We start from the raw sequence: 23356 nt of genomic DNA, 5'->3' as shown, positions 1-23356 counted from the left end.
ATCGATGCCCGAATTGCCCGAAGTCGAGACCGTCCGGCGGGGCCTTGTGCCGGCCATGGAGGGGCGCCGCATCGTCGCGGCGGACATCCGCCGGCCCGACCTTCGCTGGCCGTTGCCCGAGAAAATGGGTGAACGGCTGACGGGCGCGCGTGTCCTCGCGCTGCGCCGCAGGTCGAAATACATCCTCGGCGAGCTCGACACCGGGGAGACCCTGCTGATCCATCTGGGGATGTCCGGACGGATCCTGATCTCCGGCCATGCCGTCGGCGATTTCGTTCACGAAGCAAGCACGCCGCAGAAGCACGACCACGTGATCCTCGACATGGATGGCGGCGCTCGGGTGACGATGAACGACGCTCGGCGCTTCGGAGCGATGGACCTGATCGCGACGAAGGACCTGGACGCGCATCCCCTCCTCGCCGGGCTGGGCCCGGAGCCCTTCGGCAATGCCTTCTCGGAGCCATATCTCGTCCGGCGCCTCGCGGGGCGGAAGACGCCGATCAAGGCGGCGCTTCTCGATCAGAAGGTCGTGGCGGGCCTTGGAAATATCTACGTCTGCGAAGCACTTCACCGCGCCCGCATCTCGCCGAAGCGCCTCGCCGGCCGGGTTTCGGCGGAGCGCGTGGGGCGTCTCGTTCCGGTCATCCGCGCCGTGCTCGAAGAGGCGATCGCGGCCGGCGGCTCCTCCCTTCGGGATCATCGCCAAACGGACGGAGAGCTGGGCTATTTCCAGCACTCGTTCCGCGTCTACGGCCGGGAGGGACAGCCTTGCATGACAGATGGATGCCCGGGCGAGGTGCGCCGGATCGTGCAGTCGGGTCGGTCCACCTTCTATTGCCCGGTCTGCCAAAGATAGCTTGAACGCGAGGGCGTGGCTGCTAAGGCTACGTGCCTGTGACACCGTGAAGGGGATCCGCCCAATGGCGTACGAGACGATCGTCGTCGACACGTCGGACCATATCTGTCTGATCAAGCTCGACCGGCCGGAGGCGCTGAACGCGTTGAATGCCCAGCTCCTGCGGGAGCTCGGGAAGGCGCTGACGGAGGCCGATGCCAACGAGAAGGTGCGCTGTATCGTCATCACCGGCACCGAGAAGGCGTTCGCCGCCGGTGCGGATATCGCCGAGATGTCCAAGATGAGCTTCGTCGATGCGTTCGGCGGGGACATATTCGGCGCCGAGGCGCAGCCGCTCCAGCGCGTTCGCAAGCCGATCATCGCGGCCGTCGCGGGCTACGCGCTCGGCGCGGGCTGCGAGCTTGCCATGATGTGCGACTTCGTCATCGCTGCCGATACCGCCAAGTTCGGCCAGCCCGAGATCAACCTCGGCGTCATGGCCGGGATGGGAGGCACGCAGCGGCTGACCCGGCTCTGCGGCAAGTCCAAGTCGATGGACATGCACCTGACCGGCCGGTTCATGGATGCGGAGGAAGCCGAAAGGGCGGGGCTCGTCAGTCGCGTGGTTCCGGCCAAGAAGCTGATGGAAGAGGCGATGGCCGCCGCGGCCAAGATCGCTGAGAAGTCCGCGCTTTCCGTCATGGCGGTCAAGGAAGCGGTGAACCGCAGCTACGAGACGCCGCTCGCCGAGGGCATCCTCTTCGAGCGCCGCATGTTCCACGCGCTTTTCGCCACCGAGGACAAGTCCGAGGGCATGTCCGCCTTCCTTGAAAAGCGCGAACCTGCCTTCCGCGACAAATAAGGTGCCCGGCCGGGGTTCCATCTCCGGGCGGATTGCCGTATAGGCCGCCGTCACATGCGCGTGGAGCCCGCTCAGGCTGGAATCGACAGGTTCGGACCGAACCCGGGACTTTTGCGTGCGAAGATTTGCAACTGACCCGATCCGAGGGACCCGAACATGGCCAATACGCCGCAATCCAAGAAACGCGCCCGTCAGGCCGCGCGCCGTCTCACCGTCAACAAGGCCCGTCGCTCGCGCATCCGGACCTTTATCCGGCGCGTCGAGGAGGCCATCGCCACCGGTGACAAGGAAGCCGCGGAGACCGCTCTGCGCACCGCCCAGCCCGAGCTGATGCGAGGCGTCACCAAGGGCGTCATCCACAAGAACACGGCGTCGCGGAAGATGTCCCGTCTGGCCCATCGCGTGAGCAAGGTCGGCGCTGAGGGCTGATCGTCCAGCGCTGTTTCAGCACCCGAATTCGAGAAGGCCCGTCGCACCAGCGGCGGGCCTTTTTCTTGTGCGTGTTCGATTCGACGCGGGGCGTTCGCTTGGAAAATTTTTTCCGCTGACGCAGCGTCTTATGGCAAATCCGGGCGGCGAGGTCCGTGCGTTCGGCGGATGCCGAAATTTGCGGCTCGGGCGCCACATCGCGGGGCAAAAGCGAGCTCAGCCGTCTGCCGGGCGCCTGCCCCGGGGGCGCTCTCCAGGCGTCGGAAGGTTGTTTGATTTGCGCCGCAATAGGTTGCCCGGATTCGGGGGCGCCCGGACAGAGTCAAGGTACAGGTTTGCGTTGCCGAGTCCCGGATCCGGACGGTAGTTTGTCCGAGCGATTCACATCGTCCGGGGGGACAGTGATCGAGTCGCTCGCCGGACGTCTTGGGGAAGTCTTGTCCGGCTTGTTGAGCGACACGGTCGACCAGCGGAATTGCCGGAGTACCCGGCATCCGAGCAAGCATTCGGCGCGTATTGCCGGATCTCTGGTCATGTCCGGAACATGAGCAACCCGGCCGTTAGCCGGAGACACACGCACCGGCGTAGGGTGCGGTCCATACTGACCGTTTGTCCTTGGGCAAGCGGGTGGTTGCTTACGTCCGAATGTCCGGCCTGCTGTGAATTGCCGGGGCCTTGCACCAAAGCAGGCTCTGCAAAGAGGCAAGAAATTGACGCAGGAGCGTGTCGGGCATGACGCACGAAGCATGGGGGCAAGTGCAGGAGCAGTTGCGCAGATCGGTGGGGCAGAGCAGCTTCAAGAGCTGGATCGAGCCGCTCGAATTCGATCGCGTGAGTGAGGGGGTCGCCCGGTTCAAGGTTCCGACGGGCTTCTTCGGCACCTGGGTCTCCCGCCATTACGGCGACCTGATCGTGCGCGGCTTCGCCCAGTCCGGCTCGCCGGTGGACCGTCTCGATTTTGCGCTCGTGGATGCCGCGCCGCCGGCGCCGAAGCCGTCCCCCGCCCGGAGTGACGCCGCTCCGGCCCGCCCCAGGGCGGAGGAGCACGACAACACCAGCGCGCCTCTCGATCCCAGCTGCACCTTCGACGAGTTCGTCGTCGGCAAGTCCAACGCGCTGGCCCATGCCGCCGCGCGTCGCGTCGCCTCCGCCACGGATATCACCTTCAACCCGCTGTTCCTCTACGGCTCGACGGGCCTTGGTAAGACGCACCTGATGCACGCCATCGCCTGGAAGCTCAGGACCGAGCGTCCGGACCTGCGCGTGGTCTACCTGTCGGCCGAGAAATTCATGATGCGCTTCGTCGAAGCGCTGCGGATGAACGGCACGATGAAGTTCAAGGAGCTGTTCCGTTCGGTGGACATCCTGATGGTGGACGACATCCAGTTCATCGCCGGCAAGGACAGTACGCAGGAAGAGTTCTTCCATACCTTCAACGCCCTCGTGGACCAGCGGAAGCAGATCGTGCTCTCCGCGGACCGTGCGCCGGGCGACATCAAGAAGCTCGAGGACCGGATCGCGAGCCGGATGCAGTCCGGCCTCGTGGTGGACCTTCTGCCCACCGATTACGAACTGCGCCTCGGCATCCTGCAACAGAAGGCCGAGCTATATCGTTCGCTGGCGCCGGGCTTCTCGGTTCAGCCGGACGTCCTCGAGTTCATGGCGCGCCGCATCTCCGCCGACACGCGGACCTTGGAAGGCGCGCTCAAGAAGCTCATCGCCCATGGCGGTTTCCTCGAGCGGGAGATCACGCTGGAAGTGGCGCAAGATTGCCTGTCGGACACGCTCCGGTCCTCCGAGAAGGCGCTGACAATCGAAGAGATCCAGCGCGCGGTGAGCGAGCATTTCGCCATCCGCCTGTCGGACATGATCGGGCCGAAGCGCCTGCGCGCGATTGCCCGTCCGCGGCAGGTCGCGATGTACATCTGCAAGGATCTTACCTCCCGCTCCCTGCCCGAGATCGGGCGCCGCTTTGGCGGCCGGGACCACACGACGGTGATCCATGCGGTGAAGCGGATCCAGGAGCTGATGGTCGGGGACCGTCAACTGGCCGAGGACATCGATATCCTCCGCCGCCGCCTGCAATCCTGACCCAACCTTTTCGCGCGACTGCAACAGGCGTCGCCTCTCGTCCCTTCGGGGACTTGTGCGGCGCCGCGAAGCGGGTAACGTGCGCCTCCCTGCGGTAGATGGAGCGCCTGTCATGAAGATCAGCATCGAGCGCGGCACGCTTCTGAAGGCGGTCAGCCATGCCCAGTCGGTGGTCGAACGCCGGAACACCATTCCGATCCTCGCCAATGTGCTTATCGAGGCGGACGGCGACACGGTCAGTTTCCGCGCCACGGATCTGGACATCGAGGTCGTGGACAAGGTGCCGGGCCAAGTCGAGCGAGCCGGCTCCACCACGGTATCGGCGGTGACGCTCCACGAGATCGTCCGCAAGTTGCCCGATGGAGCGCTGGTGAAACTCGTCGACGACACCGCCTCCCAGCGTCTGTCCGTCGAGGCCGGACGCTCGCATTTCCACCTCGCGACGCTGCCGCGGGAAGATTTCCCGGTCATGGCAAGCGCCGAGTACACAGCGAATTTCGCGGTTCCGGCGCCGGTTCTGCGGCGGCTGTTCGACAAGTCCAAGTTCGCGATCTCCACCGAGGAGACGCGGTACTACCTGAACGGCGTCTACATGCATCTCGCGGACGGCGAGGACGGGCGGGCGCTGCGCTGCGTGGCGACGGACGGGCACCGCCTCGCCCGTATCGACGCGCCGCTGCCAGAGGGCGCCGATGGCATGCCGGGCGTGATCGTGCCCCGCAAGACCGTGGGTGAACTGCGCAAGCTTCTGGACGACGACGAGACCGAAATTGCCGTCTCCGTCAGCGAGACAAAGGTGCGCTTCGCGACGCCCGAGATCACGCTGACGTCCAAGGTCATCGACGGGACGTTCCCGGATTACGCCCGCGTGATCCCGGTCGGCAATCCCAAGCGTCTCGAAGTGGATGCCAGCGAATTCGCCCGCGCGGTGGACCGTGTGGCGACCGTGTCCTCGGAGCGCTCCCGGGCCGTGAAGCTCTCCCTCGACGAGGATCGGCTGGTCCTCTCGGTCAACGCGCCCGACAGCGGCGCGGCGGAGGAGGAACTGGCCGTAGCGTATGCGGACGAGAAGCTGGAAATCGGTTTCAACGCCAAGTACCTCCTGGAGATCGCGAGCCAGGTGGACCGCGAGAACGCGGTCTTCATGTTCAACTCCTCGGGCGATCCCACCCTGATGCGCGAGGGGTCCGACACCTCCGCCGTCTATGTCGTGATGCCGATGCGGGTCTGAGCCCGGACGGGGCGGCGCTCGCCGCCGTCCTTCGCCAAGATAAAGGGGCGCCATGCCCGGCCTGGCCGTCACCGAGCTGACCCTGTCGCATTTCCGATCCCACCGCCGGATGACTCTGGAGGCAGGGCCGCGGCCGGTCGCGATCTTCGGGCCGAACGGGGCGGGGAAGACCAACCTGATCGAGGCTGTCTCCCTGCTCTCGCCGGGCCGCGGGATGCGGCGCGCGGGGGCAGACGAGATCGCCCGGCGCCCCGAGGCGCTCGGGTGGAAGATCGGTGCGGAGATGGACACGCCCTCCGGCCGGCATTCCGTCGAGACCTGGTCCGAGGGCGGTCCGCGCAGCGTGCAGGTGGATGGCAAGCCGGCGCCGCAGGCCGCGCTCGGGCGGATCGCCCGCGTGGTCTGGCTCGTGCCGAGCATGGACCGTCTTTGGATCGAGGCCTCCGAGGGGCGACGGCGGTTTCTCGACCGCATGGTCCTCGCCTTCGATCCCGGCCACGGGGAGGCGTCGCTCGCCTACGAAAAGGCGATGCGGCAGCGGAATCGGCTCCTGAAGGACCAGGTCCGGGACGCGGGCTGGTACGGGGCGCTGGAGGCGCAGATGGCGAGCGCCGGCGCGCGGATCGCTTCGGCGCGGCGCTCGGCCCTGAGCCGGATCGCCGCGGCGCAGGAGGGGGCCGTGACGGCCTTTCCCGCGGCGGATCTCTTCGTCGAGGCGGAGGGGCCCGAGGAGGAGGATGCGCTCGCGGAGGCCTTTGCCCGGGGCCGCCCAGCGGACCTTCACGCCGGCCGCACCCTCATCGGCCCGCACCGAACGGACCTGGGCGCGACCTACACCGCCAAGGGGGTGCCGGCGGCGCAATGCTCCACCGGGGAGCAGAAGGCGCTCCTCATCAGCCTCGTGCTGGCGCAGGCGCGCGCCGTGGCCGAGGATGCCGGTGCGCCGCCGCTTCTCCTGCTCGACGAGGTCGCCGCACATCTGGACGAGGGGCGCCGCGCCGCGCTCTACGACGAGATCGTTCGCCTCGGCGCGCAGGCCTGGATGACGGGGACGGGACCGGAGCTGTTCGAGCCTCTCGAGGGCCGGGCGCAACGGCTCCACGTGACCGAGGCAGATGGCATATCCCGGGTGGAGGATGTGACGTGAGGAGCCCGAGATGAGGTATCTGACATGACGCTCGGCCCCGCACAGCTCGCGCTCTATGCCGGAGGATTGCTGGCCCTTTTCCTTACTCCGGGCCCGGTCTGGGTCGCGCTGACGGCGCGCACGCTCGCTGGCGGGTTCTCCGCGGCATGGCCGCTCGCGATCGGCGTCGCGATCGGGGATCTCCTCTGGCCGGTCCTCGCGATCTTCGGAGTGACCTGGATCCTGTCCGTCTATGGCGGGTTCCTCGAGATCCTTCGCTGGGTTGCGGTGGTGCTCTTCGCCGTCATGGGTGCGCAGCTCATCCGAAAGCCTGCCGTCCTGACCGCGGGCTCGGACAGCCGCCTGACCCGCCCTGGCCGCCGCGCCGGGTTCATTGCCGGCGTCGCTGTCATCCTCGCGAACCCGAAGGCGATCCTGTTCTACATGGGGATGCTGCCGGGCTTCTTCGATCTGGATGCGCTGACGGGGCCGGACATCGCCCTTATCGCCTGCATCTCCTTCGTCATCCCGCTCTTCGGCAACCTCGTGGTGGCGACGTTCGTGGACCGCGCGCGGCGGCTTTTGTCCTCGCCTGCCGCGGTGCGGCGGACGAACCGCATCGCCGGCGGGATGCTTCTCGCCGTCGCACTCGCCATCGCGTTCGGGTGACACCAAATATTGTGGGCGCTGCGTGACAATCCCCACTGGTTCGCGATATACGGGCAAGCAGAATAACAAGGATCGTGCAGATGTCCGAACCCGCCCGGCAGCCCGAAGACTACGGCGCCAGTTCGATCAAAGTTCTCAAGGGCCTGGAGGCCGTTCGCAAGCGTCCCGGTATGTATATCGGGGACACGGACGACGGTTCCGGCCTGCACCACATGATCTACGAGGCCGTGGACAACGGCATCGATGAGGCGCTTGCCGGTCATGCCGATGCCGTGACGGTGACGCTTCTTGCCGACAACTCGGTCTCCATCCGAGATAATGGCCGGGGTATCCCAACCGATATCCACGAGGAGGAGGGCGTCTCCGCGGCCGAGGTCATCATGACCCAGCTGCACGCGGGCGGTAAGTTCGACCAGAACAGCTACAAGGTGTCCGGCGGTCTGCACGGCGTCGGCATCTCGGTGGTGAACGCGCTGTCCGACTACCTCGAGCTGCGCATCTGGCGGAACGGGAAGGCCCATTACGCCCGGTTCGAGCGTGGGGAGACGGCGGAGCCCCTCAGGGTGACGGGCGAGTCCGAGGGGGAGAAGGGCACCGAGGTGCGCTTCCTCGCCTCGACCGATACGTTCTCCAATCTCGACTACAACTTCGCGACGCTCGAGAAGCGCCTGCGGGAGCTGGCGTTCCTCAATTCCGGCGTCAAGATCGTCCTGCGGGACGAACGTCCGGCCGAGGTCAGGGAAGTGGAACTCTGCTACGAGGGCGGCGTGCGGGAATTCGTGCGCTACCTTGACCGCTCCAAGTCGTCGGTCATGCCGGACCCCATCTTCATGGAAGGGGAGCGGGACGGCATCGGCGTCGAAGTCGCGATGTGGTGGAACGACGGCTACAACGAGATGGTCCTGCCGTTCACCAACAACATCCCGCAGCGCGACGGTGGTACGCACCTCGCCGGCTTCCGCGGCGCCCTGACACGGACGATCAACCTCTACGCCGGCCAGTCCGGCATCGCGAAGAAGGAGAAGATCAACTTCTCCGGGGACGATGCGCGCGAAGGCCTGACCTGCGTTTTGTCGGTGAAGGTGCCGGATCCCAAGTTCTCCTCCCAGACCAAGGACAAGCTGGTCTCCTCCGAGGTGCGCCCCGTGGTCGAGAGCCTCGTGAACGAGAAGCTCGCCGAGTGGTTCGAGGAGCACCCCCAGGAAGCGCGCATGATCGTCGGCAAGATCGTCGAGGCGGCCCTGGCGCGCGAGGCGGCCCGCAAGGCGCGGGAACTGACGCGCCGCAAGACCGCGATGGACGTCGCCTCGCTGCCGGGCAAGCTCGCCGATTGCCAGGAGAAGGACCCGGCGAAGTCGGAACTCTTCCTCGTCGAGGGTGACAGTGCGGGCGGCTCGGCCAAGCAGGGCCGCGCCCGCCAGAACCAGGCCGTGCTTCCTCTCAAGGGCAAGATCCTGAACGTCGAGCGCGCGCGCTTCGACCGGATGCTGTCGAGCCAGGAGATCGGCACGCTGATCACCGCCCTCGGCACCGGCATCGGGCGGGACGAGTTCAACATCGGCAAGCTGCGCTACCACAAGGTCGTCATCATGACCGATGCCGACGTGGACGGGGCCCACATCCGGACCCTGCTTCTGACGTTCTTCTTCCGGCAGATGCCGGAGCTGATCGAGGGCGGCTATCTCTATATCGCGCAGCCGCCTCTCTACAAAGTCTCCCGCGGCAAGTCCGAGGTCTATCTCAAGGATCATCCGGCGCTGGAGGATTACCTGATCGACATGGGGGTGGAGGGCGCCATGCTGCGGCTTTCCACGGGGGAGGAAATCACCGGCCATGACCTCGTCCGCGTCGTCACCGAGGCGCGCGAGATCCGCCGGATGCTGCAATCCTTCCCGACGCATTATCAGCACCGGATCCTCGAACAGGCCGCCATCTCGGGAGCCTTCGTGCCCGGCCGTATCGATCAGGACCAGCAATCCGTGGCCGATGCCGCGGCCTCACGGCTCGACCTCGTGTCGCTGGAATACGAGCGCGGCTGGCAAGGCCGTCCCACGCAGGACAAGGGCATCCGCCTGTCGCGCATGGTCCGCGGCGTCGAGGAGGCCCGGATCCTCGACGGTCACGTCATGCGCTCCGGCGAGGCGCGCAGGCTCGGCAGTCACACCAAGGCCCTGCAGGACATCTACAGCGGAATCGCCCAGCTCCATCGCAAGGACAAGCACATCCAGATCGAGGGGCCGCTCGGCCTCCTGGACGCGATCCTCGAGGAGGGGCAGCGCGGCCTGTCGCTCCAGCGTTACAAGGGCCTGGGCGAGATGAATCCCGATCAGCTATGGGAGACCACGCTCGATCCCGAAGCCCGCACCTTCCTGCGCGTGACCGTGGACGACGTCGCTGAAGCCGACGACATCTTCACCAAGCTCATGGGCGACGTCGTCGAGCCCCGTCGCGAGTTCATCCAGTCCAACGCGCTTTCCGTGGAGAACCTCGACGCGTGAGGCGATGTAGGCGCGCGCGTAGTTTTTCGCGGAGGGATGACGGAATAAAATTGAAATATTTATACTTGTCAGTGGGTTGTCGTATCCTTTAAAAGCGGCAACCTACTTCGCGAACTGATCAGGCGTAGAGCCTCTACGGAGCGATGCGGCCGGCAGTATCTTTCTGTTCTGGCCTGGAATTGGCCATTGCCCATGAAGGCTACGCTGAGCAATTCGCTATAGAAGGAAGTTGCCAGGAGTGCGAGGTCGCGAGCGTAGAGCGGATGCGATGACCGGCTGCAGGCGGACCTTGAGATGTCGAGCGGGATGCCAGAGTGCCTGGGCTCACTGTGCATCCTCGGCAGCGATCACCATGGAGGGAAAGGGGAAGCTCCGCTACCTTCGTGACAACTGGTAATCGACCCCGGTCTCTCGAGCCCGCCAAGTCAGCATCTCCCGGTCGACGCAGTTATGGCGCAACTGGAAAAGTTGGAAGCGCATCATGAACGGCCGAATGTGATCATGGTGTCGCTGCCTGTCAAGCTGATCGAACGCGTCTGGGGGAACGAAAGGGCACGCGATGACGGAGTCATTGAGGGCGAAGACGCCGATACTAAAGCTGGTAAAGAAACCCCTCCGAATTTTCGCGGCCTACTGAAAGCCAGAGCGATGAAGCTCAGGTTCTCGATTCAGATTGTCTGGGAGGATGTCATCAATCCCGATGCAAAGATCCCCCGCAAGATCAAGGAGAACTCTGATCGCCAAACCCAAGACCGAGCTGACCTCGCATGGAACCTTATGACGACGCTCTACTACAAGGGCAGTGGCAAGGTGCCCTGGCGCCGAATGCCCGAAATAGGTGAGTTCACCGCCTGCTACATTGGCATCAGCTTCTTCAAGGATGCCGAGACCGACGAGATATGGACCAGTGCCGCACAAATGTTCGATGAGCGGGGCAGAGGTTTTATTCTTCGAGGCGGCCCCGCACAATCAGAGTCGCGGGGTCGCCACCCGTACTTAACCATCGAGGAAGCTCACAAACTCACCGAGAGCGCCTTGGCCGCATACAAATCTGTTCACAGAACGATGCCCGCGCGCGTAATCGTCATGAAGACTTCGCGCTTTCGCGAAGATGAGGCTGAGGGCGTTGGCGAGGCGCTCGACGAGGCGGGAGTGGAACTGCGTGACCTCGTTTGGATTCATGAGAATTATTCGGTCAAGGTGCTGCGCGACGGTGACTTCCCCGTTCTCCGAGGTACCTTCGTTGAGCTGGAAGGTAATGGGCTACTCTATACCAACGGTAGTATTCCTTACTACGGCACCTATCCAGGGCTTTATGTCCCGAATCCTCTTTTGATCTGTCCGCACCCGCAAAGCGAGAGCACAATCGAACAGATCGCAAAAGAGGTGTTCAGTCTCACTAAGGTGAATTGGAACTCTACACAAATGAATCAAAGACTACCCATCCCCATACGGGCGGCACGAAAAGGTGGCGATGTGCTGAAGTATGTCCCAGAGAGGCAAACGGTGAGCGGCGACTACCGAAAGTATATTTAGAACTTCTTCTCATCCACTGGCCGTTGATTGAATGACTGGCCAATAGTGTGCAGATCAAAAGTGCCTGCATCAGTGAGCGAGTTTTCGACAACGGGGAATTGACATCAACATTTCAACAAACCCTCCTTGCTTCAGCCGTATGCATCGACATATTGGCGGCTTTAGGGTCCGCAATGCCGGAGGGGGAAACCAGAGAGATCGCGATGAAACGGAATGAGACGCATTACAGTCTCTATTTCCCTATCCGGGCCAATCAGGCGTCCGCAGGTTAGGTCAATGCCAAAGAAGATTTCAAAGGGTTGGTTTCAGACGACGGTGCAGATCGCTCGTCCCGCACCTGGTGAGGGCATCAATGGCTTCGTCCCGCGCCCGGAAGACGATCGACCCATAAAGAACCTCAACGGGAGGCCAACACGTACCCGGAGAAACGATGGAAAACCCGCATTTTTTTTGATGTCCAAGGATTTTGGCGACGGATCGATACGTCTGCCGATCTCGACTTCGGCAGTCTTAGCTCAGGGGTACATGCACATATCAGACGATCCATCCTTTCAGAGACAGAGGCAAAGGTCTTTTTCGAGCGGATGCCATCTTGGGTATACGACGCAGGTCTTACTCCCGAGAGCCGACTGTCGAAAACACAGTTCGAGCAGCTCCTCTCTCGATCCGGACCGGATGAGTATCTCCACCGTTTCCTCTATCATCAGGACGTCGCCGCTCTTTTAAGTAACATCCAGCGTTCCAGCGCGCAGGTTTATCAATTTGCAGGCGCTTTCTATGGCCTGCTAAACGATGCCGTATTTCACCACTACAATGATCAAGGCAAAGTGGGTCTTAGGTTTTCTTCGTCCTGAGATGCAATTCCTTTGCACGGGCATCTCGAATCAGTGTTCACCCGGATGCGGACGATCCTTGACTACACAGTTAAGCTGGCACTTGAAGCCGAGCGGCCGCCGCAGGACTTCTCTGCATATCCAAAACTGCGAACTGCCGCGAAACAGTATAGGGACCGGAAGGACCTCGCGATGAACGCAAGGGACAACACCTTGTTCGTCGAAGACGAACTGATCCGGCAAATATCGTCAATCCGAGACCGCATCATCCACGATGGACATTTTGATACAGAACCGCGCGTTTACGAGCTCTTCAAGAGGCGTCGATTGATGGAGCGCTTTGTGTTTGCGCCGGACATGACCGAGGGTCGATTTGATGCCTCACGCAATAGACGCAGCTTTTTCTCTACCGACAATAAGATAAACGCGACTTTGCCGAGCATCTTGGATGAATTTTACAGCCGCCTTGAAACAACCGTCTCTGCAGTCGGTAATCTCTACGCCATTCGGCGTAGGACGTGATGCAAGTGAAAAACTTCTGAGCAAGCTTTGATATTGGGAATGCGACGAATGACCGCTTCGTCGATTCTGCACTGCACCTTTGTCCGTCTCGATCAATGGCGGTTTTCGGCCGCGAGCGACGATTCCCCGTTTAGAATGGTTTTCTTCCGGATCTCGTCAGCTCGCCAAAGCGGGAATGAAGTAGCGGCGAACGCGTCCCAGATCGTGTATCCATCCGGCTCAGTTCTTTTCCTCGTGCATCCTGATGATCTGCTCAATCACGGACACCCGGTTGGCCTCGACCCACTCAAGAAGTCCCTCTCTGCTTCCGTCGAACAGGGTGATCTCCAAGCCTTCCGAAGACCTCTTTGTGCGCGCGATCGGCCCTTTAATTCCGTCAATCGAAACAAGCTCCTCCAGCGCCGCCTGAGGTTCATTTAGAACAGGTGGTTGCCCGGCCGCTTGCCACACGTGGGCGAAGCGCTGATCCGAGCTCAGGTCGGCGGCCGCATCGTCCAGCGCCGCCATATGGCGCCTTGCCCGGGGCTCTGCCTCTGGGTCCAGCCTCAGCAAACCGACCAGCTTTTCCCACCGGGGCCGCCCCACCGACGGTGCCTTGCCGATCCAGCGAAGGATGTCCGAGGGCACCCCACGACCGATCTTCAAGTATCTCGATCGGTCCGTCTTGCCGCAGCAGAAGGCTTCATCGATGGACGCTTCAGGAAGACCAGCTTCGTCGGCCATCCGAACCGCAATGCGTGCACGCTCGATGTAGGTCAGGTCTTCCCTTGCGATGTTCTCGATCGCCTGGCCCAAGACGAGTTCCTTTTCGTCCAGGGCCTGGATTTCTGCTCGCACCTGCAAGCCAGCGATCCGACAGGCCTCAAGTCGCCTTCGACCGGCAACGATTTGATACTCACCTTCAAGACCCGGGTGTGGACGGACGATAATCGGGATCTTCTGGCCCACTGCTCGAATACTCGAGGTCAGCGAGTCGATGTCCTCCAGGCCGCCGTCCATTCGATCCTTCATGCCGGCCGAATGGACCAGTGACGGGTCGATCGCGACGATCCGGTCCGTCGTTGCCCCGAAGTTGGCAGCTGCCAACTCTCGTTTCTTGGCAGGATCAGGTGATCCCGGCCTGTCCACTGCATCAGTCACGCTGCTTTCCTCCGTCGTGTCGATTTGCGTGTCATGCATATTCACGAAAGAGCCGCTGTCGGGCGCCTTGCTGGTGTTAGAGGGCTCCGACAGACCCTGCGCAGAACGACCGCACAACCGCAGCTTCCCGCCGTCGGTATCCGAGAACACAGCATGCTGAACTCCGTCGAGTCCGAGCGACTCGATCAGGTCGCCGACCTTGTCGATTGCGTCTCCCCAGTCTGCGGGAACAATCAGGAAGGCTCGGTTATACGTTTTCGCAGCGAGCGCCGTCATCGCCAGCGTCTCGACGAGGTAACGATGGTGCCGTTTCTGTCGGAAAGATTTGACCTCAATAGCCGCGATCATCTCTCCGTCGCACGTGACTACGAAGTCCGCAGGAGCCTCCGAGTTCCGAGGGCTGTGGGAAAGCTTCACCCTCTCTTCAAGACCCAGCGCTCCAGGATTGGATGTGAGGAAATCAAAGACAAGATCCTCGAACGCCGCGACTCTCTTGGACCGGGTATGTGCCTTGCTACTGCGACCGCCAGGCTTTTTCTGAAGGTGGCGGAGAGCGCTCTTCATTTCCTCGCGCGTCACATCGCCCGAAAAAAACTTCGGCAAGATCTCCGAGGCTAACTCTTTGTCAAGAATTGAGATTTGCGACAGGAGGAGCACGCCAGTCATCGGGACGCGCAGATTCTCGTCGTGCAGCGCTTCCGACGCGTTGGTGTTCATCCAAGCTACTGCTGCAAGCGGGGTTGCGCAAGCTCGCGGGATCGACGCCACGCAAGCGTGCGACTTCCGCCATGAGCTTTTCGGAACTCGTGAAGCCGTAACTTTCTGGAACCTCCAGCGCCTCAGTGAGTGAACTCCCAAACCTGATCCAATTGGGATCCTGCGCAAATGCTTCGACGCTGCGTGCGGTCATGAGGTCAGCACCAGAAAAGACTCCCAGAATGTCACTTCCACACTTTAGTATTACTCACACGAAGGGTAAATCTCCATGAGAATCGATTGGAAAAGTGCCTCAGTCGCCAGGCGCCCCCATAAGCGGGGTCAGAAAAGAAGGTGCATTACCTCGCGCCCGCGGGAGGCCGACTGACGGCCTACGAAAGCAGGCTTGAAGCGAGCGCGGGAGCTGCCTTCGGTCTTGATCCGCGTGTCATGAGCGCGCGCACTCAACCGATGACCTTCGACCTCGCAACTGGTCGCCGGTTTCCGACGAAGGAAGACCTCTTTCAGTGGGCGAGGGATAGCGGGAGTCGGCCTATCGTCTACACGCCGGACTTCGAACTCCGGTTGCAGACCGGGCCGATCTTGGTTGAGGTCAAGCACGCCGAGCTGATCGCCCGAGCGCCCCAAATCTTGGCCTACCCGGGCATACTTGCTCGCTATGGCTTCCGGCTGGTCATTCTCGATGACCGCGTTCTACATGACGCCTTTGTAAGGAACATCCGGGCTTTGACCATGGCCTGGACATACTCGCCCGGCCGATCAGAGATCGCGAACCTTCAGGCTGAAAGCTGTGATTGCGTATCGCTCGGCGCGCTGAGGGACCGCGGATACCCGGATGCCCTGGTGCTGGGCTGCCTCGCGCGCGGTCATCTCACCTGCGACGTTCAGCGTGAGCGTATCACGAAAAACACCCTCGTCCGCACGGTCGTGGACAAGCCGAGTCATCTTATGGAGCTGCCTCTCGATGCATGCTGCACTTCATAAACAGTTCAGCCACCACATAACCGGTGGCTGGAAACTGAAATTCGTCTTCAAGTCTGACAAAACTGTCATTCTCGAGGGCCAGGATGACCAGATGTTCGAGACGACGGTCGGCGTCTATCGGAGCCTCGTTGCTGGCGGCCATGCGTTTCAGCCCGAAGGTGACACATCACTGGGGTTCATGCCGGATGAGACCGCCCTGCTGAAGCAACAAATGGCACTCTTCGCGGTCAAACGTGAGCGTGAGTTGCGAGAGCGCGGAATGACCGCGATGGCGGCTGCGAAAAAGATCAAGCTGGAGCTCAACGGGCACAGCAAATATTGTCGGGTCGCTCCGCAGAAACTGGTTCCGCGCACCCTTCAAATCTGGCGCAAGAAAAGGAATGAAAAAGGGCCTGCTGCACTCCTCCCAGAGACGCAAAAATGCGGAAATCGGAATTGCAGATATGACTCAGTCTATGAGGAAATCGCATGGGATGTCTTGGAAGAGCTGTATCTTACAAACGACCGTCTCTCGGTTGGAAAGATCGCGGCGAACGTTAAGGAAAAATATCTCAAGAAGTGCACCAAGGACAAAATTGAACCAGATGATTGCGGAAAGCGCTGTCTGGAGGCGATTCTTAAAACAATCCGGGTCGACGACATAATCAAGGCGCGGCACGATACCGCGATGGCGCGAAAGCTGCGCCTTCAGGCCCAATTCTACCATAGGATCGAGGCCCCCTTCGACCTTGTTGAGATCGATTCAACGCCTGGCGACATGATGGTCGTCGATGAAGATCGCGTGTGTATCGGTCGACCGAATATTTGCCTTTCGGTGGACGCGGCCACGGGCCTCATTCTGTCTGTCCAGCTCAGTCTGCAGGCACCGCGAGAGGCTCTTACCATCCGAGCCTTCAAGGACACCATGACCGTGCGGACCGATGAGTTCTTCGACAAGTATGGAATCGAAAACCGTATCAGGATTGTCGGTGCACCACAGATGGTTCATTCAGATCAAGGGTCGGAGAACAGCGGATACGATCTGTCCCGAATTGTCGAGTCCCTCAACATGGAGTGGGCTAAGAATACTCCGGGATGCCCGGATCGAAAACCGTTCGTCGAAAGAGCTATGAGGGAAGTCAACGAATTCCTTCATACCCTGCCAGGTGCGACAACATCGAAAGAACTGCCGAACCGAGCAAGGACTGATAAAGCGATGCTGGAGGCAACGCTGACTCTGGACGAACTTGAAGCCATCCTGATCAAGTGGGTATACGACGTCCATGCCAAGAAGCTCCGGCGCGGCATTCATTCACCGCTTCGTCGAGCGGAATCTCCCACAGAATCGTGGGAGCGGCTCGAATGCCGGGTTCTGAGCGTAAAAACACCAGAGGAAATCCGAAACGTCTTTTGCTCAAGGACCGTAGAAAGGACTCTTCAGAGGTATGGCTTTGAGGTTGAAGGCGTCCAGTTCAACGACAATGAGGGGCAGCTGCGTCGGTTTATCTCCCAGGTTGGCGCAGGGTCCAAGTTCGAGATTCGATACGATCCCGAGGACGCTCGTGAGATTGCAGTTATTCACAAAGAGGATGGTTTTCCAAATCCGCTGGTCGTGAGCACGAAGATGGAGGCTATGCCGGCGATCAGCTTTGCCGAAGCCAAGATGCTGCGCGCGGTTCCCGACGAATCTAAGGCTCAAGACCTTACCGCGCGGTCAAATGCGATCGAACTGGCTCTGGAGGCGTAGCGGAAAGCCGTGAGCCTTGGTCGTGGCAAGATTTCAGATCTGAAGAAGTCGCGGCTAAAGGAACAGGCTCGGCGGAGGAACTCCGAGATTCTCGAGAAATCTAAGGTTCCCCCCGGCAGCGATGCTTCTGAGGTGAAGCGGGCGAACCAACCTACTCCCAAGCTGACCATTAAGCGGCGGTCCACACTGCCCCGCATGGATATGATGGAGTAACACATGACCAGCACCGCTCTTCCCCTTCTTTCCCAGATCGTTCGTCACGATGCCTTCGAGCGGGCCAGCGCCGAGATCGACATGAGGCTTGCTACACGGTTGCCGGGGACAGGGAGCATCATCCCGGTATTCGGCCCTACACGGGTCGGGAAGTCAGAGATTATGCGCCGCCTCGAGAAAAAAGCCGCGCCGGCGCGTTCTCTGCCACCCATGAAGAATGTAATCCGCGCTAAGTTACCGGCCCAGACGAACGGCAGGGACATCTATGTCGCCATTTTGAACAAGCTTGGCCGACGGCCTCGCCAGAACGAGGTGACCACTTCCGTCAAGGCCCGCGTTTTCAGGGGTTGGAGGCCCTGAACATCGATGTGGTGGTCCTCGATGAAGTCAATCACATTGCGGAACGTGGCTCAAACCTGTCCCCGCGTGCTGCCGCCGACCATCTGAAGACAATTGTAGATGAAACCGGGGTGACGCTCATACTCGATGGGCTCCCGCGGTTTCAGCGCATCATCGATCAGAACGAGCAACTTCGCGACCGCGCCAGTGGCACTATCCTTTTGAAACCTTACGACTGGCAGGTGTCCGATGACCGCGAGGCTTTCGCCACGGCAGCCGATGCCGCGATCGTCAGTCTTGAAGGGTCTGGCTTCCCGGTCGGTCTTGAGTTCGAAGATTTCGTTCGCCGGCTTTATGGGGCCTCGGGCGGCCGTGTTCCGATGATGATGCGCATTATCAAGCTGTGCGCGCTCGGCATCGCGAAACCTCGCGAGATAGCTCTCTCCGATCTCCATCGTGCCGCCGCATCGATGCAGCAATCCTGTATTCCCACGGCGAGTTTCTTTGAATCCCGCGATCCCGATGAGGTCGACCTGATGCGATCTTTCGCTGCCATCATGTCGGAAGCTGGCCTTGAGTTCGGCGTAGAGACCCTCGCGGGACTGGGAGTCGAGTGGGGAACTCAAGCGGGATGATGCATGTATCGATCAAACCCCAGGATGGTGAGAGCCTTGATGGCTTTCTGAGGCGCCTTGCTGAAGCTGACTTCTGGGCAGATGTGGCTGACTACCTGGGGCAGGCCGGCACGAGCTATGGCCACAGGATGATTGAGGACCTCGCGACTGTGGAGAAGAACCTGAACGTGGAGCAGGGTCTACTTGCCGCGATTAGTCCACGGTGGAGAGCTGAGAGTCCCGTCCTTAACCGGCGCTTCGAGCGGTTGCACAGTGCGCCGGTTTGTCCCGCCTGCATCAACGAGGGGCGCCCACATCGGCAATCCTGGCGGCATGTTTTCGTGACCGCATGCACGGAACACGACCTCCTGCTGGTAGACCAATGTCCGATCTGCTGGGATTCGCTCGTGCCAGGAATAGGCGGCTACGGCGCGTGCGCATGTGGCGGGTCGCTCCTGCATCTCGAACGACACAAAGCCACCAACGCAGAACTCGCAATCTCCGCGCTCGTGGGCGGAGAGATGCATCCGAGCCGGTCCTCACTGCCCCCAGCGTTGGCGTTCCGGACTCCCGGCGACATCGGCGAGTTTGTCTTCTTTCTGGCAGCATCTGGTGCTGCAACCCGGTCCGGGAAGCACGGGAAGACGACCATCCCGAAGACGATCGAAGAAGCGAGGCGTTTCCTCGCCACAGCAACAGATTTGATCTGTGATTGGCCCGGTGCATTCCGGCAAGATTCCTCGGCGCGCTTGCAGCGCGGAGAACGATGCGCCTCGACCGCTCCGGAAAGGCTCGGCCGTTGGTATCAACGTCTGATGCGGTTCAGTCACCCGGCATATAATGACTTCCGGTCTGAGCTCGCAAAGGTTGTCGGTGAGGAGTTCGACGGTGCCTATGTCGGTGCCATTGATCTGTCTCCAGAACTCGAACGGGAGTGGGTGTCGGCTGCAGAGGCGGCGCGCATGATCGGTATTCGGCCGGATCGCATCGTAGACGCTGTCGCCAACAAGCAAATCGACGGCAAACTCTACAGCCGGGGTTTCGGCCACCGGCACACCGTGCTCCACAGAACGACGGTCGATACCGTCCGCGCAAACAGGTGTCGCTTCGGCGACCTGAAGGCTCTGCGTGATCTACTCGGCGTGTCGCGCAACCAATATGATCTGCTCCGTGAGTCTGGTTTCATGGAGACCGTAGTCGCAATGGACCTCCCGCCGCTGGTGGACGGCAACCATGATCTGGAGGCCGCCCGCGCATTGGTCAGCCAAGTTGCAGAGGGTGCCATCGCGATTGAAGGCGAGACGATCGCACTAAGAGACATCAATCTCCGGTTCACAACGGACCGAGCAGGCGTTCTCGCCGTTCTTCGAGCGATCCGCGATGGCAGGCTCCGGCCCGCGCTTCCAAGTTCGTCCGGAAACCTCGCCGCGTTCGAATTTGAGCGAGCTGCCGTGGAGGCGGTCCTGCGTGAAGCCCTTCGCGGGCCCGGCTTCACTGTCCAGGAAATCGGGAGAATGACAGGCTGGAAGCATCAGTGCATCGCACATTGGTGCGATCTGGGCCTTCTTGGTCACGAGACTTTCCAGCACGCAGGCCGGGTCGGGCGTGTGATACGAGCGGAGGACCTTATCCGTTTCCAGGCAGAGTATGTTCCGGCAGCAACCCTGGCCAAGCAGACAAAGACCACTGCTCGGTTCGTGATGGCGCGCCTCAAAAAAGCGCATGTTGAGCCAATCGGCGCGTTCAGGGATGGCCCCGCCTGGCGAGGGCACCTGATCAGGCTCGCGGACCTTACGACGGCAGGCTGGTCGGTAAGCGCATCCCATGACCGAGATTGAACGTTCCCCAGAAACCCTCGCCGCGATGGAACGCACAATGGCGGCCGAGCAGCGCCTCAAAGAAGATCTGGTGCGCATCGCCTGCTGGATTGAGGCCAGTCACCCGGAATGCCTGTCGGCTCTCGAAGTCCAGCGTCACTATTCGTGCGAAGACAACGAGATCGCTCATGTGGTGCCGCTGGTGAAGGATCAGGCAACAAGGCGCCTCATTCGTGGCGAGGCAGAAGCCGCCTTTCGGGCACTTGGCTGGACGATCAGGCCTGAGGGGCGCGATGTCCGTTCCATTTTCGGACGGGCACAAAGCCGGTCGCAACACGAACGCCTCCAGGCGTTTTCGGAAATCCAGAAGGTCATGCGGAACACTGAGATGGCGCCAGACTCGGATCCGGACCCACGGGGGACGGCATGAGCGAGTTCGTCGCCGTCATGATTGTTCTCTTTCTGAGTGGCTCAGCCTTTCTGGCGTCATTGCTCTGCCTCAGACGGCCGGACCGCCCCAGCCGCTCGTATGACATCGATGAAATCGTCAAGAATGCCCCTTTGCATCGATTGGCAGAGTTCAAGGTTAGGTTGCCTCGCGACGAGCACCTGCCGCGGATAGAGGCAATTGGAATTGCCGACAGAGTGCTCTTGGTTTTGCAAGCTCGGCTTTCAGAGGCGGACCTTGCGAACCTTCTTGAAAAGGGCCCCCAGCTTCTCTGGCACGAGGGGAGCGCACGTTCGCTGACGCGATTGGTAACTCCCGAAGAGGCGATCCCCCTCAAGGCGGAAGGCTGGAGAGATGTTGTAACCATCGAGTCCGGCATGGCCGAGCCACCGAAGTCATGATCCCTGCCATTGAGAAGTATGTCGCCTTGGATTTCGAGGCGTCTTCCTTGTCAGCCGATAGCTGGCCAATCGAGGTTGGGTTGTCGTGGCTTGCGGGCGGCGACGTCGTCTCGTGGTCGTCATTGATCCGGCCTGCTGACGATTGGCCGATGTCTGATTGGTCGCATGCCAGTGAGCAGGTGCACGGGATCCCTTTCGATGCCCTGACTGATGCGCCGACGCCGGAGGCCGTGGCCTCAGAACTAAGAGCGCAGCTGGCAGGTCGCCTGCTGGTTTCCGATGCTCCTTGTTTCGATAGCAGGTGGCTTGAGCGACTGATGAATGCTGCCGACACGCATGCGGTAGGCCCGATTCTCGATTTTGATCAAGTGAACTTCAGCCTCTTCCACGGTGCATCCCTCGATAGCTTGTATGAGCGTTTCGAGCGGTCGGCTGTGCCCCATCGGGCGGGCCCGGACAGTGCGAGGATGGCAAGGGCATGGCTGCGTGCCGTTCAGGTCGAGGGAGGCTGCTGAGCGAAGCGGGAAACGGTAATAGCACTCGGGAAATATGCCGCGATATTGATTCTGTCTCTTCGCATGGCGTTGTCACGGCTGGTTGCGTGCTGTCAGGCTCGGATGAGCCTGACGGAATAGACGCCGCGCGACGACCGGACTACTTCGACCTCGTCGCCGGCTTTGGCTCCGGTGCGCGCGAAGAAGGCCCGGGTGTTTGCTCGGTCGCGGAAAAACTTGTGGCGTGGGCAGATGTCGGTTCGGCTGGAAATTCCGTCACCCCAGATCACCGTCGCGACGTGGCCGCCCATACCGGGCGCCTTACTCGCATCAACGAGTTCGGGCGGGAACTTGTCGAAAAAGGCACGCAGGTAGAAGTGACTGTTCTTCAGGTTGCCTGCAGTGAGGATCGCCCGACCAAGCACTGACCCAGTCGGCAGATGCTCGGCGGGGGGTAGGGCCGTTGTCTCGACTTCCTCGACGAGCGCGCGCGGCACTTTGTGCCGCCCGGCCGTGCCGCGTTCTGCGTGCAGAACCACCTGAGCAGCAGCGCAGGCATCCTCGCCGGCATCGTGATGTTCAAAGGACAGGCCGAGGAACTGTTTCAGCGATGCCAAACCGTGCCCACCGTTCCCTTTGAGCTCAGGCCAAGCACGGCGGGCAACGCCAACGCTATCCAGCCAATGCCAATCTGGCTCGGAACGCCCCAGCCCTGCACAGGCAGCACGGACTGCGCTGCGGTCAAATCCGGAGTGCTGGTAGACCATACTGCCCGACAGCAGCGGCTCCAAGGCCTCCAGCACTTCGTTGATACGCGGAGCGTCCCCGACCATGCCGCCGTGGATCCCGTGCAGCCCGGTAAACGACCAATGGCGGGTCTGCGGGTCAACAAGGGTGACCCAGGTGACGATGCTGTCGTCCGGACGAACACAGGCGACACCAACTTGGCAAATGCTTGCGCGGTCGTGGTTGGCCGTCTCGACGTCGAGGGCAAAGAAGCGAAAGGGGCCCTCGGGCAACGGCGGCAAGACAGTCTCCGCCGCGACGGCACCGCCTTCGAAGCGGGCCTTCTGGCGTGAGAGCGCGGCCCGCTCGAAGGGGCTTAGCCCAAGCCGCTCGATCAGTGCATCGACGAGGGCCTCGGGTTCAGCATAGGAATCCGTCCGGCGGAAGTTCCATGCCTTCGCCGCGGGTGGTGCCAGTGCAATGACTTGTGCTTCCAATCCGGCGATGTCGGCCTCGTCGGGCAAAGGCACCCAGACCGCGGCGCAGTATTCCGAGATAAAGGCGTTGCGCAAGCGCTTGGCCACATCTCCGTCCGCCTTTGTAGCAGCATCGTTTCGCAGCCGGTACATGCGCCCGGTGTTATACATGCGGGAGAAGTAGTGGCTGTGGCTTTCCGAGCCGGTGCGATGGCGATGGTGTATCCGCTTGCGAAAGGTCTCGTCGGCAGCAGCTGTCGAGCCGATGTAGCGCAGCTTTCCTTCGTGATCGACAAGACCGTAGATTCCCCGGCAATCGTCGGGCGCTTCTGCAGTCGGGCGAGGCGGCATCGCGATCAGGGCTGCGAGCACATCAGGGGCGGCGATCGTCATGGTCGGGTATTTCCTTGTTCTCAAGCGTTGCAGGCGATGGACGGCGCTGTGGACGTGGATCATGTCGAGGTGGTCGGAGGGCGTGAGTGCGGCAGTGACGAAGCCCGTGCCCAGGATCAGACGCGAGTGCTACCCGCTGGTCTCGTTTTGGAGCAGATGGAATCCACCGGCGTGACACATCTGGCGGTAGGTGCGGCTGGTCTTCAGCATTGTGTGGCCTCGTAACTCGGCAGAAA

The 23356-nt window shown here is 61.5% G+C and carries 18 protein-coding genes and 1 pseudogene; 17 read left to right on the top strand and 2 right to left on the bottom strand.

What is annotated here, in order from left to right:
* Positions 1 to 4: 4 nt before the first annotated feature.
* The 10 genes from mutM to DQG15_RS13460 all read left to right on the top strand — a co-directional run bounded on the left by mutM (position 5) and on the right by DQG15_RS13460 (position 12632).
* On the top strand, positions 5 to 856 hold the full coding sequence (mutM, locus tag DQG15_RS13505; RefSeq protein WP_116086021.1) for a bifunctional DNA-formamidopyrimidine glycosylase/DNA-(apurinic or apyrimidinic site) lyase: 852 nt from the start codon (positions 5 to 7) through the stop codon (positions 854 to 856).
* A 64-nt stretch (positions 857 to 920) separates the two neighbouring features.
* The gene (locus DQG15_RS13500) at positions 921 to 1697 is read left to right on the top strand and encodes an enoyl-CoA hydratase (RefSeq protein WP_116086020.1); all 777 of its coding nucleotides are present in this window, start codon (positions 921 to 923) and stop codon (positions 1695 to 1697) included.
* 156 nt (positions 1698 to 1853) lie between these two features.
* On the top strand, positions 1854 to 2126 hold the full coding sequence (gene rpsT, locus DQG15_RS13495) for a 30S ribosomal protein S20 (protein ID WP_116086018.1): 273 nt from the start codon (positions 1854 to 1856) through the stop codon (positions 2124 to 2126).
* Between the two features lie 732 nt (positions 2127 to 2858).
* Positions 2859 to 4217, top strand: coding sequence for a chromosomal replication initiator protein DnaA (dnaA, locus tag DQG15_RS13490; RefSeq protein ID WP_116086016.1), 1359 nt, complete (start codon positions 2859 to 2861; stop codon positions 4215 to 4217).
* A gap of 112 nt (positions 4218 to 4329) precedes the next feature.
* Complete coding sequence (gene dnaN, locus DQG15_RS13485) at positions 4330 to 5448, top strand: DNA polymerase III subunit beta (protein WP_116086014.1); 1119 nt, start codon at positions 4330 to 4332, stop codon at positions 5446 to 5448.
* A 52-nt stretch (positions 5449 to 5500) separates the two neighbouring features.
* Positions 5501 to 6595, top strand: a complete 1095-nt coding sequence (gene recF / locus DQG15_RS13480; RefSeq protein WP_116086013.1) for a DNA replication/repair protein RecF — start codon at positions 5501 to 5503, stop codon at positions 6593 to 6595.
* A gap of 24 nt (positions 6596 to 6619) precedes the next feature.
* Positions 6620 to 7243 (top strand): LysE family translocator, encoded by a 624-nt coding sequence (locus DQG15_RS13475; RefSeq protein WP_116086011.1) that lies wholly within the window; start codon positions 6620 to 6622, stop codon positions 7241 to 7243.
* A gap of 80 nt (positions 7244 to 7323) precedes the next feature.
* The gene (gene gyrB, locus DQG15_RS13470; RefSeq protein WP_116086009.1) at positions 7324 to 9741 is read left to right on the top strand and encodes a DNA topoisomerase (ATP-hydrolyzing) subunit B; all 2418 of its coding nucleotides are present in this window, start codon (positions 7324 to 7326) and stop codon (positions 9739 to 9741) included.
* A 450-nt stretch (positions 9742 to 10191) separates the two neighbouring features.
* Positions 10192 to 11277, top strand: a complete 1086-nt coding sequence (locus DQG15_RS13465) for a hypothetical protein (protein WP_198665153.1) — start codon at positions 10192 to 10194, stop codon at positions 11275 to 11277.
* Between the two features lie 887 nt (positions 11278 to 12164).
* On the top strand, positions 12165 to 12632 hold the full coding sequence (locus tag DQG15_RS13460) for a hypothetical protein (RefSeq protein ID WP_232830851.1): 468 nt from the start codon (positions 12165 to 12167) through the stop codon (positions 12630 to 12632).
* Positions 12633 to 12851: 219 nt separating this feature from the next.
* On the opposite strand, the gene repB is transcribed toward DQG15_RS13460, so the two are convergent.
* Positions 12852 to 14489, bottom strand: a complete 1638-nt coding sequence (gene repB, locus DQG15_RS13455; RefSeq protein ID WP_116086006.1) for a plasmid partitioning protein RepB — start codon at positions 14487 to 14489, stop codon at positions 12852 to 12854.
* Positions 14490 to 14939: 450 nt separating this feature from the next.
* On the opposite strand from repB, the gene DQG15_RS18420 reads away from it, so the two are divergent.
* The 7 genes and pseudogenes from DQG15_RS18420 to DQG15_RS13420 all read left to right on the top strand — a co-directional run bounded on the left by DQG15_RS18420 (position 14940) and on the right by DQG15_RS13420 (position 21546).
* The gene (locus DQG15_RS18420) at positions 14940 to 15473 is read left to right on the top strand and encodes a Tn7 transposase TnsA N-terminal domain-containing protein (RefSeq protein WP_232830850.1); all 534 of its coding nucleotides are present in this window, start codon (positions 14940 to 14942) and stop codon (positions 15471 to 15473) included.
* Positions 15454 to 17199 (top strand): Mu transposase C-terminal domain-containing protein, encoded by a 1746-nt coding sequence (locus DQG15_RS13450; protein ID WP_198665151.1) that lies wholly within the window; start codon positions 15454 to 15456, stop codon positions 17197 to 17199. The genes DQG15_RS18420 and DQG15_RS13450 overlap by 20 nt, the downstream gene beginning before the upstream one ends.
* 216 nt (positions 17200 to 17415) lie before the next feature.
* Positions 17416 to 18386, top strand: a pseudogene (locus DQG15_RS13440) (ATP-binding protein).
* A complete protein-coding gene (locus DQG15_RS13435) occupies positions 18383 to 20203 on the top strand; it encodes a TniQ family protein (RefSeq protein ID WP_116086000.1) in 1821 nt (606 codons plus the stop codon). The pseudogene DQG15_RS13440 and the gene DQG15_RS13435 overlap by 4 nt, the downstream one beginning before the upstream one ends.
* Positions 20190 to 20612 carry a hypothetical protein gene (locus DQG15_RS13430; RefSeq protein ID WP_157968997.1) on the top strand — a complete coding sequence of 141 codons (423 nt, stop codon included), beginning with the start codon at positions 20190 to 20192 and terminating at the stop codon, positions 20610 to 20612. The genes DQG15_RS13435 and DQG15_RS13430 overlap by 14 nt, the downstream gene beginning before the upstream one ends.
* Positions 20609 to 21031: a hypothetical protein gene (locus tag DQG15_RS13425; RefSeq protein WP_116085997.1), complete on the top strand. Its 423-nt coding sequence runs from the start codon at positions 20609 to 20611 to the stop codon at positions 21029 to 21031. The genes DQG15_RS13430 and DQG15_RS13425 overlap by 4 nt, the downstream gene beginning before the upstream one ends.
* Positions 21028 to 21546: an exonuclease domain-containing protein gene (locus DQG15_RS13420; RefSeq protein WP_116085996.1), complete on the top strand. Its 519-nt coding sequence runs from the start codon at positions 21028 to 21030 to the stop codon at positions 21544 to 21546. The genes DQG15_RS13425 and DQG15_RS13420 overlap by 4 nt, the downstream gene beginning before the upstream one ends.
* A 92-nt stretch (positions 21547 to 21638) precedes the next feature.
* Here DQG15_RS13420 and DQG15_RS13415 read toward each other — a convergent pair whose 3' ends face one another.
* Entirely contained in the window at positions 21639 to 23120 is a 1482-nt protein-coding gene (locus DQG15_RS13415; protein WP_116085994.1) for an exonuclease domain-containing protein, read from the bottom strand.
* Positions 23121 to 23356 lie beyond the last annotated feature (236 nt).

Origin of the sequence: Tropicimonas sp. IMCC34011 (genome assembly GCF_003390865.1) — a bacterium.
Classification (GTDB): Bacteria; Pseudomonadota; Alphaproteobacteria; order Rhodobacterales; family Rhodobacteraceae; genus Tropicimonas_B.
The sequence above is the reverse complement of the archived record's forward strand: the minus strand, read 5'-3'. Positions and strand labels throughout refer to the sequence as shown.